This is a genomic window from Microbacterium ureisolvens (genome assembly GCF_019511645.1).
GTDB classification, from domain to species: Bacteria; Actinomycetota; Actinomycetes; order Actinomycetales; family Microbacteriaceae; genus Microbacterium; species Microbacterium ureisolvens_A.
The window spans coordinates 176,494-191,707 of record NZ_JAEUAX010000005.1; the positions used below are offsets into that span (position 1 = coordinate 176,494).

The 15,214-nt window shown below is 69.5% G+C and carries 19 protein-coding genes; 6 read left to right on the forward strand and 13 right to left on the reverse strand.

Annotation, left to right across the window (positions count from 1 at the left end):
* Positions 1 to 12 precede the first annotated feature (12 nt).
* Entirely contained in the window at positions 13 to 1,812 is a 1,800-nt protein-coding gene (locus JNB61_RS11030; protein WP_220339644.1) for a DUF2207 domain-containing protein, read from the reverse strand.
* Between the two features lie 42 nt (positions 1,813 to 1,854).
* On the opposite strand from JNB61_RS11030, the gene JNB61_RS11035 reads away from it, so the two are divergent.
* Entirely contained in the window at positions 1,855 to 2,295 is a 441-nt protein-coding gene (locus tag JNB61_RS11035; RefSeq protein WP_220289119.1) for a MarR family winged helix-turn-helix transcriptional regulator, read from the forward strand.
* Between the two features lie 18 nt (positions 2,296 to 2,313).
* Here JNB61_RS11035 and JNB61_RS11040 read toward each other — a convergent pair whose 3' ends face one another.
* Positions 2,314 to 3,048 carry an ABC transporter permease gene (locus JNB61_RS11040; RefSeq protein WP_220289120.1) on the reverse strand — a complete coding sequence of 245 codons (735 nt, stop codon included), beginning with the start codon at positions 3,046 to 3,048 and terminating at the stop codon, positions 2,314 to 2,316.
* Entirely contained in the window at positions 3,045 to 3,869 is an 825-nt protein-coding gene (locus JNB61_RS11045) for an ABC transporter ATP-binding protein (RefSeq protein WP_220339645.1), read from the reverse strand. The genes JNB61_RS11040 and JNB61_RS11045 overlap by 4 nt, the downstream gene beginning before the upstream one ends.
* Positions 3,870 to 4,044: 175 nt before the next feature.
* Here JNB61_RS11045 and JNB61_RS11050 point away from each other — a divergent pair, with 175 nt between their 5' ends.
* The gene (locus JNB61_RS11050) at positions 4,045 to 4,629 is read left to right on the forward strand and encodes a thymidine kinase (RefSeq protein ID WP_220339646.1); all 585 of its coding nucleotides are present in this window, start codon (positions 4,045 to 4,047) and stop codon (positions 4,627 to 4,629) included.
* Positions 4,630 to 4,687: 58 nt separating this feature from the next.
* On the opposite strand, the gene JNB61_RS11055 is transcribed toward JNB61_RS11050, so the two are convergent.
* From JNB61_RS11055 to JNB61_RS11065, 3 genes are all read right to left on the reverse strand, one after another.
* The gene (locus JNB61_RS11055) at positions 4,688 to 5,140 is read right to left on the reverse strand and encodes an Hsp20/alpha crystallin family protein (RefSeq protein WP_220339647.1); all 453 of its coding nucleotides are present in this window, start codon (positions 5,138 to 5,140) and stop codon (positions 4,688 to 4,690) included.
* 133 nt (positions 5,141 to 5,273) lie between these two features.
* Complete coding sequence (locus JNB61_RS11060; protein WP_220339648.1) at positions 5,274 to 6,857, reverse strand: L-serine ammonia-lyase, iron-sulfur-dependent, subunit alpha; 1,584 nt, start codon at positions 6,855 to 6,857, stop codon at positions 5,274 to 5,276.
* Between the two features lie 104 nt (positions 6,858 to 6,961).
* Positions 6,962 to 7,330 carry a VOC family protein gene (locus JNB61_RS11065; protein WP_220339649.1) on the reverse strand — a complete coding sequence of 123 codons (369 nt, stop codon included), beginning with the start codon at positions 7,328 to 7,330 and terminating at the stop codon, positions 6,962 to 6,964.
* A 105-nt stretch (positions 7,331 to 7,435) separates the two neighbouring features.
* Between JNB61_RS11065 and JNB61_RS11070 the strand changes: the two genes are divergently transcribed.
* The gene (locus JNB61_RS11070; protein ID WP_220289126.1) at positions 7,436 to 7,600 is read left to right on the forward strand and encodes a hypothetical protein; all 165 of its coding nucleotides are present in this window, start codon (positions 7,436 to 7,438) and stop codon (positions 7,598 to 7,600) included.
* A 54-nt stretch (positions 7,601 to 7,654) separates the two neighbouring features.
* Here the strand turns inward: JNB61_RS11070 and JNB61_RS11075 are convergent, their stop codons facing one another.
* The 4 genes from JNB61_RS11075 to JNB61_RS11090 all read right to left on the reverse strand — a co-directional run bounded on the left by JNB61_RS11075 (position 7,655) and on the right by JNB61_RS11090 (position 10,759).
* Positions 7,655 to 8,494, reverse strand: a complete 840-nt coding sequence (locus JNB61_RS11075) for an ADP-dependent NAD(P)H-hydrate dehydratase (RefSeq protein ID WP_220339650.1) — start codon at positions 8,492 to 8,494, stop codon at positions 7,655 to 7,657.
* On the reverse strand, positions 8,478 to 9,203 hold the full coding sequence (locus JNB61_RS11080; RefSeq protein WP_220339651.1) for a histidine phosphatase family protein: 726 nt from the start codon (positions 9,201 to 9,203) through the stop codon (positions 8,478 to 8,480). Before JNB61_RS11080 ends, JNB61_RS11075 begins: the two co-directional genes overlap by 17 nt.
* A 200-nt stretch (positions 9,204 to 9,403) precedes the next feature.
* A complete protein-coding gene (locus tag JNB61_RS11085; protein WP_220339652.1) occupies positions 9,404 to 10,489 on the reverse strand; it encodes a winged helix DNA-binding domain-containing protein in 1,086 nt (361 codons plus the stop codon).
* Positions 10,490 to 10,531: 42 nt separating this feature from the next.
* Positions 10,532 to 10,759, reverse strand: coding sequence for an RNA-binding S4 domain-containing protein (locus JNB61_RS11090; RefSeq protein ID WP_159842043.1), 228 nt, complete (start codon positions 10,757 to 10,759; stop codon positions 10,532 to 10,534).
* A gap of 121 nt (positions 10,760 to 10,880) precedes the next feature.
* Between JNB61_RS11090 and JNB61_RS11095 the strand changes: the two genes are divergently transcribed.
* Genes JNB61_RS11095 through JNB61_RS11105 form a run of 3 tightly spaced genes read left to right on the forward strand, consistent with a single transcriptional unit; the run spans position 10,881 to position 12,338 of the window.
* Positions 10,881 to 11,219 carry an ArsR/SmtB family transcription factor gene (locus tag JNB61_RS11095; protein ID WP_220289130.1) on the forward strand — a complete coding sequence of 113 codons (339 nt, stop codon included), beginning with the start codon at positions 10,881 to 10,883 and terminating at the stop codon, positions 11,217 to 11,219.
* A gap of 1 nt (position 11,220) precedes the next feature.
* Positions 11,221 to 11,880: a dihydrofolate reductase family protein gene (locus JNB61_RS11100; RefSeq protein WP_220339653.1), complete on the forward strand. Its 660-nt coding sequence runs from the start codon at positions 11,221 to 11,223 to the stop codon at positions 11,878 to 11,880.
* A complete protein-coding gene (locus JNB61_RS11105) occupies positions 11,877 to 12,338 on the forward strand; it encodes an SRPBCC domain-containing protein (RefSeq protein ID WP_220339654.1) in 462 nt (153 codons plus the stop codon). Before JNB61_RS11100 ends, JNB61_RS11105 begins: the two co-directional genes overlap by 4 nt.
* A gap of 40 nt (positions 12,339 to 12,378) precedes the next feature.
* Here the strand turns inward: JNB61_RS11105 and JNB61_RS11110 are convergent, their stop codons facing one another.
* From JNB61_RS11110 to JNB61_RS11120, 3 genes are all read right to left on the reverse strand, one after another.
* Positions 12,379 to 12,648, reverse strand: a complete 270-nt coding sequence (locus tag JNB61_RS11110; RefSeq protein WP_159842035.1) for a hypothetical protein — start codon at positions 12,646 to 12,648, stop codon at positions 12,379 to 12,381.
* A gap of 87 nt (positions 12,649 to 12,735) precedes the next feature.
* Positions 12,736 to 13,443: a glycosyltransferase gene (locus tag JNB61_RS11115; protein ID WP_220339655.1), complete on the reverse strand. Its 708-nt coding sequence runs from the start codon at positions 13,441 to 13,443 to the stop codon at positions 12,736 to 12,738.
* A gap of 62 nt (positions 13,444 to 13,505) precedes the next feature.
* On the reverse strand, positions 13,506 to 15,182 hold the full coding sequence (locus JNB61_RS11120) for an ABC transporter substrate-binding protein (RefSeq protein ID WP_220339656.1): 1,677 nt from the start codon (positions 15,180 to 15,182) through the stop codon (positions 13,506 to 13,508).
* Between the last annotated feature and the right edge of the window lie 32 nt (positions 15,183 to 15,214).

Below are 15,214 nucleotides of genomic sequence, written 5' to 3' on the forward strand. Positions count from 1 at the left end.
TCACCGCATCCGTCAGACGCCGCCGCCTCCGCCGCCCCCGCCTCCGCCGCCCGCGGAGCCGCCGCCCGACGACCCGCCTGACGAGGACGACGACGAGGCCGAGGTCGACAGATTCGAGATGCCCGACGAGAACGCCGCGGCGTTGAAGCCGGTCGATCCCGCGTACCAGCCCGGCGAGTTGCCCGAGCCGTAGAGCACGGCCAGCTCCTCGGCCCATTTCTTCTCCTGGCCGAACACCACCGCGTAGGGCAGCAGGGTCTCGTACAGCTTCAGCTTCACGCGCGGGTCCGACACGTCGACGTAGATCCGCTCGGCGCCCTGCGGCGACTGCAGCATGCGGATGCGATCGGCCTCCGCCCACTCGATGAACTGCTTCAGCCCGAGCAGATGGTCGCGCGCCTCGGCTCCGGCGGCGGTCAGCGGCTTGCGCGACACCATCCCGGCGACGAGGAGGGTCACGAGCACCGCCGCGACGATCAGCAGGATCGGCACCCATGGCGTGACATAACCCAGGAGCGCGCCGATGCCGAAGAGCAGCACGAGCGCCGATGAGCCGATCGCGACGACCATCGGCCACGCGCGCGCGCCGAGCGGCACCTTGCGGCGCAGCCCCCGTGCCGACAGCTCCGCCGACGCCGCCTTCAGCACCTTCTGCGCGGTCGTCGAGAACCTCGTGTCGCTGCGGCCGAACTCGAACTCCTCACCCGGGTAGCCCTGCGGGAAGAGGCCGGGCAGCAGCATCCGTCCGTCCCCGTCGGCGAGTGACGGGTCCACCAGCACGGCCTTCAGCTTCGTGCCGCCGAACCACTTGCGAGGGCCTTCCTCGATACGGATGCTGCCCACCACCGCCTGCTCGAGCACCTCGGCGGGGATCGCCTTCGTGGTGCGGCCGAGCAGCACGGCGCTTTCGAGGGCGTCGATGCCACGCGGCGGCGTGTACTCCGCGATGATGACGGGCCGGCCGGGCGCGTCGCGGAGGTGGCGCCGCCGCGTGACGGCTGCGAGCACGACCGCGGTGCCGAGTCCGAGCACCGCGACGCCGCTCTGCAGCCAGCCCCACGGCGATGCCAGGAAGCCCGGATCGAACTGGACGAACGTGTCGGGCTCGAACCCGATGGCGATGGTCATCGTCTGGTAGGGCTGGACGTCGAGGACCGATGCCACGACCGCGCCGTCGGCGTCGCCGATGGGGCACGTCTGGGTCGAGCCCTGGTAGCCGACGTAGCAGGACTGCGTGCCGGTGCGCGCGTCGGTGAGGTCGTCGGGCATGCTCACGCGAGCGGTGATGCGACCGAACGGCTGCGGCCAGGCGACGCCGTTGACGTCCCAGTAGAACTCGTCGGCGCCGGTGTCGGCGAAGTACCGCGTGACGTTCTCGAGCGTGTACGTGAAGACGTAGGTCTGGCGGCCGTGGACATAGTCGTCGGCGCGCGACGTCATGATGTAGGAGCCGTCCTCGGACTCGGTCTCCTCGGCACGGGACGCGCCGGTCTCGTCGGTGATCGACACGAGATCGGGGCGCAGGGGCGCCCCCTGGTAGTTGTCGGGGATGATGCGCCGCATGCCCCGGTTCTGGTCGAATTCGGGGAAGACCGCGACGAACGTCTCGACGACCGTCAGGGTGCTCGTGCCGTCGTCGGCGCGGCCGAGGCGGTACTCGACGTCGAGACTCTCGAACGAGAAGTCGTCGACGCCCGCGTGAGCCGGGCCCTGGTCGAGCCCCGTGAGGGCCAGGCCGGCGAGCACGGCGAGCACGAGACCCACGACCCCGAGACGATGCGCGCGCGATGACGCGGCTGCAGAAGACGCCATGGGGCCAGCCTAGGGTCGGTGCGAGGCTCTAATCTTGACGCTATGACCGATCGCCGTCTCGCCATCGACGCGTGGGAGAGTCTCTTCCGCGCGCAGCACGAGGTGTTCGGCGACATCAACGACGACTTCGACGACGAGACGCTGAGCCAGGCCGAGTACGACGTGCTCCTCACGGTCACCCGCGCCGACGACCTCACCGCACGCCTGCGCGACGTGACGGCGAACATGCTGATCAGCCAGCCGAGCGTCTCGCGCCTCGTCGACCGCATGGTCGCGCGGGGCCTGCTCACCAAGTGCGCCGACCCCGACGACGGGCGCGGAGCGCTCGTGCACGCGACGGATGCCGGGGCGTCGCTGTTCCGCCGCATCGCCAGTGCCCACGGCAAGGCCATCGCCGAGCGCATGTCGCTCCTGTCGGACGACGAGCTCTGCCAGCTTCGCGACCTCACCGCCAAGCTGCGCAAGAAGCAGCCCAGCTGCTGACCTCTCTCCCGGTCGCGGCTACGGCGTCCGGCGGCGCAACGTGAGCGACGCGAGGATCAGCGCGCCCACCGCGAACGCGACCACGATGAGCAGCGGCCCGAAGACCTCCCAGCCCTCGTCGCCATCCGTCACCGCGTTGATCGTGTCGATCGCGTAGCTGAGCGGCAGGATCTTCGAGATCTGGTACAGCGCCTCGGGCATGTCCTCGCGCGGCATGAACAGACCGCCCAGGATGATCTGCGGGAACACGATCAGCGGCATGAACTGCACCGCCTGGAACTCGGTCCGCGCGAAGGCGCTGGCGAGCAGGCCGAGCGCGGTGCCCAGGATCGCATCGACCACGGCCACCAGCCCGAGCTGCCACAGCGGCCCGTCGACCTCGAGCCCGCACACCCACACCGCGAAGGTCACCGTGATGACCGCCTGCAGCGTCGCCATGAGCCCGAAGGCGAGCCCGTACCCGAGGATGAAGTCGGCCTTCGCGATCGGCGTCGTCATGAGCCTCTCGAGCGTTCCCGACCGGCGCTCCCGCAGCGTCGTGATCGAGGTGATCAAGAACATCACGATGAACGGGAACAGCGCCAGGATCGGCCCGCCGAACTGGTCGAAGACGCCCTCCTGATCGCTGAACAGCCACGCGAACAGTCCGACGAGCAGGCTCGGTGCCACGAGCATGAGGGCGATGGAGCGCGGATCGTGGCTGAGCTGCCGCAGCACGCGGCCTGCCGTCGCGAGGGTCAGCACCCCGTTCACGATGCGCTCCCGTGGTGGGGGTGCTCCCCATGCTCGGCCTGTTCGCGCGCTTCGCGGCGGGTGAGCGGATGCTGCGTCCCGGCCTCCGTCCGGGCGTGCGCGTCTCGCTCGATGAGCGTGAGGAACGCGGCATCCGGATCCGTGGTCCCGGTGTCGGCGAAGAGTCCGTCGGGTGTCGTGTCGGCGATGATGCGGCCCGCACGCATGAGCACGAGGCGGTCGCAGCGGAGGGCCTCGTCCATGACGTGGCTCGAGACGATGAGCGTCGCACCCGCGTCGGCGAGGCCGCGGAAGACCTCCCACAGCTCCGCCCGCAGCAGCGGGTCGAGACCTACGGTCGGTTCATCCAGCACCAGCAGCTCAGGCACGCCCAGCATCGCGACCGCGAGCGAGACGCGGCTCTCCTGTCCGCCGGAGAGCGAGTCGATCGTCTGGTCGCGCTGATCGGCCAGGCCCACCTGCTCGATGACGCGGTCGACGTCGGTGCGGGGTGCGTCGACGAGTCGCGCGAAGTAGCGCAGGTTCTGCAGGATCGTCAGGTCGCCGTAGACCGACGCCGCCTGGGTGTCGTACGCGACCCGCTTGCGCAGCGCGCTCGCGCCCGCGGGCTCGCCGAGCACCGTCACGTCGCCGCCGGCCACTTTCTGCACGCCCACGATCGAGCGCATCAGCGTGGTCTTGCCGCACCCCGACGGGCCGAGGAGCCCGGTGATCTGCCCACGCGGGATGTCGAGATCGAGCCCACTGAAGACTTCGGTCCTCCCCCGCCGGACGCGCAGACCACGCACGCGCACGGCATCCGTTTCCGCACTGTTCGTCACGTGATGAATATGGCGCCCCCGCCACCTCGTCGTCAACGAGCCGCGCGGTGGGGATCACCAGCGGTTGTGAACGTGCTCGGCGAAGCCCACGATCCCGTCGAACGAGACCACCATCGGCATCCTTGCTGACGGTCCGAGTCGGGTGGTGGATCCGACGCGGACGTAGTCTGGCGCCATGCACACGCGCGCCCAGGCCAGGCTGCAGGTCGTCGCCGGTCCGATGTTCGCCGGAAAGTCGGAGGAGCTGCTGCGCCGCGTCCGCCGGGCGCGCATCGCGGGGCTCGAGGTGGAGGTGGTGAGCCACGCCCTCGACGACCGTCGCGGCGACGGACTCGTGAGCTCGCACTCGGGGCTGAGCGTGCCGTCGCGCTCGGTGCCCGATGTGCCCGCCCTCATCGCGGCAGTGCAGGCGCGGGGCCTCGACCTGGTCGCGATCGACGAGGCGCAGTTCTTCGGCCCGGGGCTCGTCCCGGCGGTCGACGAGCTCGTCGCCGGCGGGGTGACCGTCGTGGTGTCGGGGCTGTGCATCACGTTCGACGGCAGGCCGTTCGAGCCGCTGCCCGCGCTGATGGCGATGGCCGAGGATGTCCTCAAGCTCACGGCGGTCTGCGCGATCTGTGGCGAGGATGCCGCATTCCACCAGCGCATCGCCGGGGTTGCCGCCGGCGAGGCGGACGTCCCCACGCCCGCGCACGTCGGCGGGATCGAGTCCTACCAGGCCCGCTGCCGCCGGCACTTCACCGGGGCTGCCCGGCCGTAGACGACAGAGCGGATGCCTCGCCGCTCGGTGGGGGCGAGGCATCCGCTCGGGAACAGCCCTACTGTTCGATCGGCTGGGGCGCGTCCGATTCGTGTGCCTTGATCGTGGGCGCGCCGCCCTCGGACATGACCTCGATCTTGCGCGGCTTCGCCTTCTCGCTCACCGGGATCGTCACGCTCAGCACGCCGTTGTTGTAGCTTGCCGAGATGCGCCCGGTGTCGACGCCCTGACCCAGGTTGAGCTGGCGCAGGAAGCTCGCGGCCTCACGCTCGCGGGTGATCCACTTGACGTCCTCGCCGCTCGTCAGCGTCCGCTCGGCGCGGATCGTCAGCAGCTGGCCGTCGACGTCGATGTCGACCGAGCCCGGGTCGATGCCGGGAAGGTCGGCAGTCAGGACGTAGTGGTCGCCGTCGCGGTACAGGTCCATCGGCATGCGGCGCGGGCCGCGGCGCGTGTCGAAGAGTCCGGCGGCAAGGCGGTCGAGGTCCCGGAAGGGGTCGTAGGTTGCCAAGGTTGTCTCCTCTCTTGCGAAGTTGAGCCACAGCGGCTCAACTAGGTTCAGGTTAGCACTCTCCTACGCCGAGTGCTAAGCGGTCTTCCGTTCGCCCTGAACGAACAAGCTCCCCCCGCTCAAGGGCCGGGGCTCAGCACTCGATGACGTTCACCGCGAGGCCGCCCTCGCTCGTCTCCTTGTACTTGTGCGACATGTCGATGCCGGTCTGGCGCATGGTCTCGACGACCGCGTCGAGTGAGACGTAATGGCTCCCGTCGCCGCGCAGCGCCAGGCGCGCAGCCGTCACCGCCGTCGACGCGGCGATCGCGTTGCGCTCGATGCACGGGATCTGCACGAGGCCGCCGACGGGGTCGCAGGTGAGGCCGAGGTGGTGCTCCATCGCGATCTCGGCGGCGTTCTCGATCTGCCGGTTGGTGCCGCCCATCACCGCGGTGAGTCCGCCCGCGGCCATCGCGCACGCCGACCCGACCTCGGCCTGGCAGCCGCCTTCGGCGCCGGAGATCGACGCGTTCGCCTTGAACAGCGATCCCAGCGCCGTGGCGGTGAGGAGGAATCGACGGATGCCTCGGCGACGGTTCGCCTCGGCGACCCGCTCGTCGTCCCACCCGGCCGCTTCCTCCGTCGTCGCGGCGTGTCCGTGATAGCCGAGGAGGGCGCTGCCGACCAGTTCGCCGTAGGGCGTCACCGCGTTGCCGGCGCCGAGACCCGAGTCGGCGAGAAACCGCCACCAGTACATCGCGACGGCGGGCAGGATGCCGGCGGCGCCGTTCGTCGGCGCGGTCACGACCCGCCCGCCCGCGGCGTTCTCCTCGTTCACCGCGAGGGCGAAGGCGCCCAGCCACTCCCCGGGGAGCTCTCGGCGGCCGTCGGCCTCGGCGGCCTCGAGCTGCTCGCGGATGGAGGCGGCGCGGCGCTTGACGCCCAGCACCCCGGGGAGCACGCCTGCCGACTGGAGACCTGTCTCGACGCACGCCGCCATCGCGTCCCAGATCGCGTCGAGACCTTCGGCGATCTCCTCGTCGGGGCGCAGCGCCTCCTCGTTGATGCGTGCGGCCTCGGCGATGCTGATTCCCCGCTCGTCGCACAGGGAGAGCAGCTGCTCGGCGCTCGAGTACTCCAGCGGGAACGCGTGCGCGCGCACCTGTGCCGGCTCGCCGTCGCGGCGGATGAAGCCGCCGCCGACGGAGTAGTAGGTCTCGCGGACGAGGAGTCCGGCATCCGTCCCCGCGACCGGCTCCATCACCGCCGTGGAGCCGGTCTCGCGTACGCCGGACGCCGAGAGGGCGCGTGCCGGACCGACGTCGGGTGAGGTCCACGCCTCCAGCGTCATCGCGTTCGGGTGGCCGGGCAGGCGCGTGCGGGGAGCGAACACGACGTCGCCCCGTTCGAACGGCACCGCGTGCGTGCCGCCCAGCTCGAGCGCGCGGCCGTCGGGCCAGCCGGACCACGCCGAGCGCACAGCATCCGGATCCACCGTCTCCGGCGCGAGACCCTGCAGGCCTGCCACGACCGCATCGGGAGTGCCGTGGCCGATGCCCGTCGCGCCGAGCGAGCCGTACAGCGTGCAGGTGACGCGGCCGACACGCGGGAGAACGCCGCTCTCGCGGAGACGGACGACGAAATCGTGGGCGGCCCGCATGGGACCGACCGTGTGGGAGCTCGAGGGTCCTACGCCGATGGAGAACAGCTCGAACGCCGAGACGTAGGCGCTCATCGCCACCAGGTTAACCGCTCCCGCAGGCAATATGAGCGACGTTACCGACTCGGTATGAGCAAGATGCCTGACGCGCATGAGCGCGATGGATCATCATGGCGCGCTCAGGAGACGGGGCGGAACGAGACGAGGCCAACGGTGTTGCCCTCGGAGTCCTTGACGAACGCCTGCCACTCGTCGTACCCCGCCGGACCGAGTGTGTCGTCTTCATGCGTGAAGATCTTGTGCGGCGGCGCGACGACCTCCGCGCGGTCGCCGATGCGCTCGAGCGCGGCCGCGACGTCGGCGACGGACAGGTAGTGCAGGGCGGTGGGCGCATTGCGATCGAGCAGCAGCCGGATCCCGTCGAGATCGAAGAACAACAGCCCCGGTGGATCGAACACCGCCATGGGCTCGGTGTCGAGGAGCGTGGAGTAGAAGGCGGCCGCGCGATCGAGGTCGTCGGCATGCTGGGCGACCTGAACGAGTCTCATGGCGTCATTGTCGCCCGCACCTGCACGTCGCGCCAGTGATGTCGTCCTTCCGATCTCCCCGCGCGGTGGAGTATCAATGAGGGAGGCGATCCCTGGAGGTTGACGATGCTCTTCGTGGTCTATCTGATCCTGTTGGTCGGCGGCATGGCCCTCGTGGGCCTGTCGTTCGCCCTGCCTCTGCCCGCACTCATGTTCGTGCTGGGCGTGCTCTGCATCGCGGCCGCGGTGGCTGTTCCGATCACGGCGAGCGCGTTCGAACAGCGGCGCTGAGCACGCTCGATTCGGCACCCGGGTTCACGGGATGCCGCGCCGATCGTGGGCTCGTCATCCCCTGACGCTATGGACGGCCGAGGTCAGCTCGCGCGCGAGATCGCGCGCGAGGTAGCCGAGACCGACCCGCTCCCCGAGGCGGACACCCGCTCGAGCGTGAGCCCAGGATCCCCACACCGCGGCACGAGCGGGATCCACGCCGCGTGCGGCGAAACCTGCGATGGCGCCGGCGAGCACATCGCCGCTGCCGGAGGTGCCCAATCCGCCGTCGCCGTCGTCGAGCCGCCACGCGTGCCCGTCCGGGTCAGCCACCACGCCGTAGCAGTTCACGACCGCGTCGAAGGCCCCGGCGATCTCGCCGACATCGGCCACGTCGTCGGCGAGCTCGTGACCGAGCAGGATCTTCGCCTCGTCCTTGTTGGGATTCAGGATGAGGTCGTCGGGAAGGCTGCCCCGGTCGATCTCGGGAAGCACCCCCAGCGCGAAGGCGTCGAGCACGACGAGACGTGGGCCCGCCCCAGCCACGGCGAGGAGCGTCGCCCGCGTCTCGTCGGCGTCACTGAAGCCCGGCCCGATGAGCACGGCGTCGGCGGACGCGATCCGCTCGCCCAGCTCGCCGTTCAGCGGCGCCTCGGCATCATCGGGAAGGGCGAGGATGCCGGCTTCGGGCAGCGCGATGCCGACCTGAGCGTCGATCGACTGCGGCACCGCCAGAGCCACGCGGCCCGCACCCACCCGCAGCGCCGACTCCCCGGCGAGGAGCACGGCCCCGGGTGAGGTGCGGGATCCGCCGACGACCACGACGTCGCCGCGGGACTTCTTGGAGTCGCCGGGGTCGGGCAGGCCCCACTTCCGCAGGAGCGTCTCGGTGACGGGTTCAGCGCGGCTGGACATCGGGATCCCCGGGATGGGCGGTGACATCGGCGCCCTCGCGCTGGAGGTGCGCGACATCCGAGAAGGCGGCCAGCTCCCAACCGCCCTCCGCCCGCACCAGGTGGGTGATCGAGGCGTTCAAGACGGTGTGATCGTCCGCGAAGCCGAGCAGTTCGTCCTCCCGCAGCGGCAGCAGGATGTACAGAAGCAGCATGACCACCGCATCGTGCACGACGAGCATCGCCGTCTCGGCCCCACTCTCGAGCACCTCGCGGAGGAATGACCGCAGTCGCAGCGCCACGTCCGCCCAGGACTCCCCGCCGGGGGGTCGATGGTAGAACTTGCCGAGGTGGCGACGTCGCGAGAACTCTTCCGGGTGCAGGCGCGCAACACCCTGTCTCGTGAGCAGATCCAGGATGCCGAGCTCGCGGTCGCGCAGTCGTTCGTCGACGAAGATCGTCTGACCCGCCGCCGCATCCCCCAGGGCGAGAGCAAGCGTCTCCCGTGCGCGCGCATACGGCGAGACCCAGTACAGGTCGATGTCGTCACGGTGATCGGCGAGCCATGCTCCGAGTGCTGCCGCCTGCTCCTGTCCGGTCGCCGACAGCGGCACGTCGGCGTCCCGCACGTCGAGCGGGATCACGTCGAGCCCTTCTATCTCGGCCCGCGTCGCCGCGATGTTCCCGATGCTCTCACCGTGCCGCACGAGCCACAGCTCTCTCACTGCCATCGCCCCAGGCTAGGCACCCGCACCCGGCTGCAGGTACCCATTGACAGCGACCGGCCCCCGCGTCGCGAGACATCGTGGGGATCGTCCAGCACGGTGTCGCGCCCCCACGGTGGCGCCGACACGTCGCGCGCCCCTCCGGTATCGGGCAGCACGAGGACTGCGTCCTGACGCGAGGGCGGCAGCTGCAGCGACCGTGCCCGTCACCCGCGACCGACGCCCGGCGGCTCCTGCCACACCAGTCGCGGCTCGAGTTCGAGGTAGCGGGCGCAGCGGGCCGCAGCATCCTGGATCGCGTTCTCTTCATCGGGACCGAGCCGCCGGAGCCTGCGGATCTCGAAGGTCACCGCCCGCGTCGTGAGCGTGCGCTTCATGCCCGCGACCACCTGACCGTCGACGAGCGCCATTCCGATCGCGGTCTCGCGGCCCCGCGACAGCAGCCCCTCGGCGTCGAGCACCCAGCGCGAGTCCTGATAGCCGCGATACATCTCGTCGAGCACCTGCAGCAGGTGGCCCTTCGGCGAAGCGGATGCTGCGGCCCGCCCGGGCGCGTGCCAGTAGGTGCGATCGTCATGATCGAACGACTCGAGTCGGTCCGCAGCGCCCGCGAGTCCGCGACGCACGTCGGTGAGCGTGAGCGTGGCCCAGTAGGCGAGATCGCGCGCCGTCGCCGGCCCGTGCGAGGCGAAGTAGCGGAGGGCGAGCTCGACGAGCGCCTCATCACGAGACAGTCGTCGCGGCGCGCCGACCCGGTCCGAGAACAGCGCGTACGTGTGCTCTCCGTCGCGCGGGACGCCGCTGCAGATCAGCGCATGCAGCTCCAGATGGGCTGCCAGCAGCATGAGCTGCATCCCGGTCAGCTGGTGACCGCGCGCCGCGAGCGCGTCGGCGAGCTCGGCACGCGTGCGGTCCGGCGACTCGGCGAGGGCCGCCAGCACGGCATCGGTGACGGCGGTCAGACGATCGCCGAGCGGAACGAGCTGCTGATCCACCGTGGGCAGCACCCGATCGCGGGTGAGCTCCAGCAGCCACAAGGCGTCGTCGGCGTGGACGTAGTGCCACGTCGGACGCAGGACATGCGTCCTCAGCACGCGTCCGCGCGCCAGCAGGCCGGCGAGGTCATCATGGCGTGGGTCGTGCGTGCGCGTGGCCACGGCCCACGCGGACTGCGACGGATTCTCCGCCTGCACGGCCAGGAGCGACCGCACGACGTTCTCCGCTCCGTCCACGGGTGCCGCCAGATGCTGCGAGTGCAGTCGCCAGCGTGCGATGTCACGATCGGTGAGCACACGACGAGCGTATGCGGTGGAGGCGCGTCCGACCGGTGAAACCTACGGGCAGACGCGAACCCTGCGCCCGTCGAAGCTGACGACGTCGCCGAGCTGCAGTTGCCGTCCGCGGCGGCGATCGACCTCGTCGTTCACGAGCACGTAGCCGTCGATGATGGCTTCCTTCACGTTCCCGCCGGAGTCGAGGAGCCCTGCGAACTTGAGGAACTGCCCGAGGCGTATGGATTCGCCGCCGATCGGGACGTCGTCGATCGGCGCCGGATTCGTCATCCCCGAATGTTAGCCGACCTCCTGGCCGGTCGGATCGAGAGCCTCCCCCGCCTCCTCGGGGCAGCGGCGGGATACGGACGGACGGTTGACGCGTTGTCCGCTCTCCGGAATAGTTAGGCATATGCCTAACTATTCCGGAGAGCTGGACGCGGTACTCCGCGCTCTCGCGGACCCCACTCGCCGCGCGGTCGTCGAGCGACTGGCGAAATCCCCCGCCGTCGTGTCCGACCTGTCGGCACCGTTCTCGATGGCGCTGCCTTCGCTGCTGCAGCACCTGCGCATCCTCGAGGACGCCAGAGTCGTGACCTCCAGCAAGCAGGGGCGAGTGCGGACCGTGAGCTTACGACCCGGCGCGCTCGACGTCCTGCACCTCTGGCTCGGCGAGCAGCGAACCTCTGCGGAACGCCAGGCAGACCGCCTCGGCGTGCACCTCGCCCGCACGACCACGAAGGAGATCTGAAATGACCCGCGTTCGCATCGACCTGTTCTCGTCGCTCGACGGATACACGTCTGCGCCCGACCCCGAGGCCGACAACCCTATGGGCGACGACTGGGGCCCGTTGACCGCGGCCTACGCGGCGACCCGCACCTTCCGGCAGAAGGTCTTCGGCGACACCACCGGCGCGGGGACGACCGGGCTCGATGAGTCGTTCGCCGCCGCGTTCTTCGAGGGCGTGGGTGCCGAGATCATGGGAGCCGCGATGTTCGGCCTGCACGCCCATCCGGACGACCTGGAGTGGAAGGGCTGGTGGGGCGACCAGCCGCCGTTCGGCTGCCCCGTCTTCGTGCTCACGCACTCCGCGCCCCGGCCGTCGATCCGGATGGCCGGCGGGACGACGTTCGAGTTCCGCAGCGGCGCGATCGAGGACGTGCTCGCCGAGGCGACCGCCGCCGCGGGCGGTCTCGATGTGCGGGTCGGCGGAGGCGTCCGCACCGCGCGCGAGTTCCTCCGCGCTGGACTCGTCGACGACCTCCACGTCGCGATCGCACCGATCGTGCTCGGTCGGGGCATCCGCGTGTGGGACGACCTGCGAGGCCTCGAATCGACCCACAGCGTCGAGACCCGGGTCGCCGAGAGCGGCACGATCCACGTCACCTTCACCCGCAAGGAGACCCCATGACGATCGATCGCCGCCTCGCCCACTCCGGATTCACGCTCACCCGCGACTACCCCGTACCCGTCGGCAGCGTCTGGCAGGCCTTCGCCGACGGCGAGCAGAAGCGCCGCTGGCTCAGCGACGGGGACGCGTTCGAGCCCGGCGAGTGGAGGTTCGACTTCCGGGTCGGCGGACGCGACGTCGACGAGGCGAAGTTCCACGGCGGACCGCGCTCACGGTACGAGGCCGTCTACACCGACATCGTCGAGCACGTCCGGATCGTCACGACCTACGACATGTGGCTCGACGGCACCCACATGTCCACGTCGGTCGCGTCCTTCGAGTTCGAGGAGATCTCTGGCGGCACCCGGCTCACGCACGTCGAACACGGGGTCTTCTTCGATCAGTTCTGGGCCGACGGCCCGAATCGCGAAGAGGGCACCCGAGGCCTGCTCGAGGCCCTGGCCCGTCACCTCGAATAGCGATCACGCGCAGGATGCTGCGCCCGGCGCCTGCGAGGACCTACCAGACGGTGCCGCCGCCGATCGAGATGCCGCCCCACGTCAGCGCGATGAAGATCGCGGCGAAGACGACCGGCGCGATGCCCTTGCCGTTGCGCGCGAGCCCTTTGAAGAGGCCGATGACGGCGAGCACGGCGGCGATGATCGAAAGCGCGCCGCCCAGGATCAGCCCGATGAACAATGGGATCGGCATGAGCACGAGGCCCGCCAGCGCGAACCAGAACGCGGCCCACGCAGTGGGGTTGGATTGACGCTCGACGGAGGATGACATAGCCCCATCATGTCGTGCCGTGCGATGACCTGCGGCGCGCGGCTCACGAGAAACGCGAAAAGCCCCGGTAGCGCGCGCCATCGAAGGTCAGCGACGGTCGGTGAACCTCTCGGTGACATCGTGGAAGACAGGCCGCGCCATCAGCGCGAGGAGACCGACGACCGCCCACAGCACGAGCAGCAGGACCACTTCCGACGCGAGAAGAACGACGAACGCGGCGACGACGACGAGCGACAGCACGCCGAGTGAATAGCTCCAGCGCGGGACGATCTCGGCGAGCGCGATGCGCGCCGCATCCCGGGCGCGGAAGCGGAACCCTGCCGTGAGGACGAGCATGTGGCCGGCCCAGACGATGATGAGCGCCGCCAGCAGGAGTACGACGGGACGCAGCGCCGCTCCGCCGTCGACGTCGTCGAGATGGATCAGATTGAACGTCAGTATCGCGAGCACGAAGCTCGCGGGAGCAGCCCACGCGAGCGTCGCACCGAGGTCTCGACGATACGCGCGGAAGAAGTACCTCCCCGGCGCGAGGTCGTCGGAGCGGGCCGCGTCGCGAAGAGCCGACACCCCGGCGACGAGCGCCGGAACGATCGGCAGAAGAGCAAGGACGAACAGCGGCAGGTTGGACGGGTCGCGGTCGAGCAGCATGACGGCACCGATGGTGGGAAGTATCGCGAGCAGGAGCTGGAGCTCGAGCACCAGCATCCTGTACACCACGGTGGCGGCGCGGGAGAGCGGTCCGCGCCCGATCTCATCTGCCATGACGGCGCGGTGCGGCTGGTGACCGACGCTCATGTCGCCTCTCCTTCGGAAGGGATGGCGGGTCGGCGGCACGGAGCCGGCCGACCCGCCGATCCTCACTCTGCGGACGTGTTGCGGCCGCGCTCGAGCGCGGTGTTGACGGTGTCGATGAGCTGGCTCGCCCCGAGGCTCTCCATCTCGCTGGCGTACGTGTCCCAGTCGTCCTCGATCGATCGCTGACCCGTGATGAACGACGCAGTCGCGGACTGCACCGCGTCGGTGAGCTGCGTCTGCAGAAGCGACGTCTGCTCGAGCTCGATCTCGTCCAGAAGCGGAGCGGGCGCTGTCGGCAGCTGCTCCTTCGCGTCGAGCTGCTCCTCGGTCCACTGTGCGATCTCATCGGTCATCATCGAGAGCACAAGGTCGCGCGAGGACCCGTTAGCCAGCAGGAACACCCCGTTGCTGTAGCCGAAGTCGGCATTGAGTAGCTTGGGCGCCCCCGCGTTGATCGAGCTCCAGGCGATGTCGTCGTTCAGCTTCCGCGTGCCGTCCGCCTCACGGGTGAAGGTCTCGCCTTCGACACCCCACTGAGCGAACTCGAGTCCCTCGTCGGAGTAGTAGAGCCAGTCGATGAACTGCAGGAGCGCCTTGAAGTACGGCTTGTCGGCTGCCTCGCTGCCGATCAGCAGCCCCGATGTGAAACGACCGCTCGCCATATTGGATCCGGCCGGTCCACCCGGCACCGAGATCAGGCGGATGGGGACGTCGCCCCGGCCGGCGTCCGACAGCTTGGCGCGGTATTCGGCGAGAGCCTGGGTGTTCCCCGAGATGGCGGCCGATCGCCCGGAGACGAACTTCTGGACCGCCTGGTCGTCGCTCTGCGTGATCTCGGGGTCGAGCACCCCGGCCGCCACGAGGTCCGCGGCGTAGGTCACGACATCCTTGTACTCGTCGGTCGTCCCTGTGAAGACGTACTTCTCGGCCTTGGTGTCGTACCAGGTGTTCGAGTAGCCCCATCCGGCGGCCGTGCCGTAATTCGGAGCCATGACGCTCAGCAGCGAGCCCAGCGGCTGCGAGTCCGTCCAGCGGTCCGACATCGCGTAGTCGATCTCGGGATTGGCCTGCTTCACCTTCTCGAGCTGCTCGAGATACTCGTCCCACGTCGCCGGGTCCTCGGTGATCCCGGCCTTCTCCCACAGGTCCTCGCGGATCACCACCGAGTACTGGACGTCCGGCGCCTCACGCAGACCCGGGAGGTGGTAGATCTTCCCGTCGGCCTGCCTGCGGTTGTCGAGGTCGTCCTCCAGACCCCACTCCTCGATCTTCTGCATGAAGTTGGGCAGATAGTCGAAGTAGTCCGAGACGGGCAGGAGCGCGCCACCCGACACGAATTGCGTCTCGCTGCCCGCGTACGTCGACGAGATGATGTCGGTCGCCTCACCGCTTCCGATCAGCAAGGCCTTCTTCTGATCGAAGTCGGCCATCGGGATGTCGGTGCGCGAGAAGGTGACGTTCTGGTCGTCCGCGAAATGCTGGAAGATCGACCAATCGTCCTTGACCGGGTAGTTCGGATGGTCGCGGTACATGATCGAGAAGTCGACGGGCTCCGTCGCCCTGAAGGTGACGCCGACCCCGAAGTCCTCCATCGCTCCGACGGAGTGGGCCTCGTCGATGCTCACTCCGCCGTCATCCGCGGCGGGAGTGTCGGTCGGGCTGTTCGAGCATGCGGCGAGCGCGACCGCGCAGATGGCGAGGCCCGCGAAGCCCGCGAGCGCTTTGCGAGTGATGGTCATGATTGTCTCCTGTTCTTGAACGTCGTCGTTCG

What these genes read in the sequence shown, in the direction of transcription:
- JNB61_RS11030 (WP_220339644.1), bottom strand. Translation starts at nt 1,812, where the DNA reads ATGGCGTCTTCTGCAGCCGCGTCATCGCGCGCGCATCGTCTCGGGGTC.
- JNB61_RS11035 (WP_220289119.1), top strand. Translation starts at nt 1,855, where the DNA reads ATGACCGATCGCCGTCTCGCCATCGACGCGTGGGAGAGTCTCTTCCGC.
- JNB61_RS11050 (WP_220339646.1), top strand. Translation starts at nt 4,045, where the DNA reads ATGCACACGCGCGCCCAGGCCAGGCTGCAGGTCGTCGCCGGTCCGATG.
- JNB61_RS11060 (WP_220339648.1), bottom strand. Translation starts at nt 6,857, where the DNA reads ATGAGCGCCTACGTCTCGGCGTTCGAGCTGTTCTCCATCGGCGTAGGA.
- JNB61_RS11065 (WP_220339649.1), bottom strand. Translation starts at nt 7,330, where the DNA reads ATGAGACTCGTTCAGGTCGCCCAGCATGCCGACGACCTCGATCGCGCG.
- JNB61_RS11070 (WP_220289126.1), top strand. Translation starts at nt 7,436, where the DNA reads ATGCTCTTCGTGGTCTATCTGATCCTGTTGGTCGGCGGCATGGCCCTC.
- JNB61_RS11075 (WP_220339650.1), bottom strand. Translation starts at nt 8,494, where the DNA reads ATGTCCAGCCGCGCTGAACCCGTCACCGAGACGCTCCTGCGGAAGTGG.
- JNB61_RS11080 (WP_220339651.1), bottom strand. Translation starts at nt 9,203, where the DNA reads ATGGCAGTGAGAGAGCTGTGGCTCGTGCGGCACGGTGAGAGCATCGGG.
- JNB61_RS11090 (WP_159842043.1), bottom strand. Translation starts at nt 10,759, where the DNA reads ATGACGAATCCGGCGCCGATCGACGACGTCCCGATCGGCGGCGAATCC.
- JNB61_RS11095 (WP_220289130.1), top strand. Translation starts at nt 10,881, where the DNA reads ATGCCTAACTATTCCGGAGAGCTGGACGCGGTACTCCGCGCTCTCGCG.
- JNB61_RS11100 (WP_220339653.1), top strand. Translation starts at nt 11,221, where the DNA reads ATGACCCGCGTTCGCATCGACCTGTTCTCGTCGCTCGACGGATACACG.
- JNB61_RS11105 (WP_220339654.1), top strand. Translation starts at nt 11,877, where the DNA reads ATGACGATCGATCGCCGCCTCGCCCACTCCGGATTCACGCTCACCCGC.
- JNB61_RS11110 (WP_159842035.1), bottom strand. Translation starts at nt 12,648, where the DNA reads ATGTCATCCTCCGTCGAGCGTCAATCCAACCCCACTGCGTGGGCCGCG.
- JNB61_RS11115 (WP_220339655.1), bottom strand. Translation starts at nt 13,443, where the DNA reads ATGAGCGTCGGTCACCAGCCGCACCGCGCCGTCATGGCAGATGAGATC.
- JNB61_RS11120 (WP_220339656.1), bottom strand. Translation starts at nt 15,182, where the DNA reads ATGACCATCACTCGCAAAGCGCTCGCGGGCTTCGCGGGCCTCGCCATC.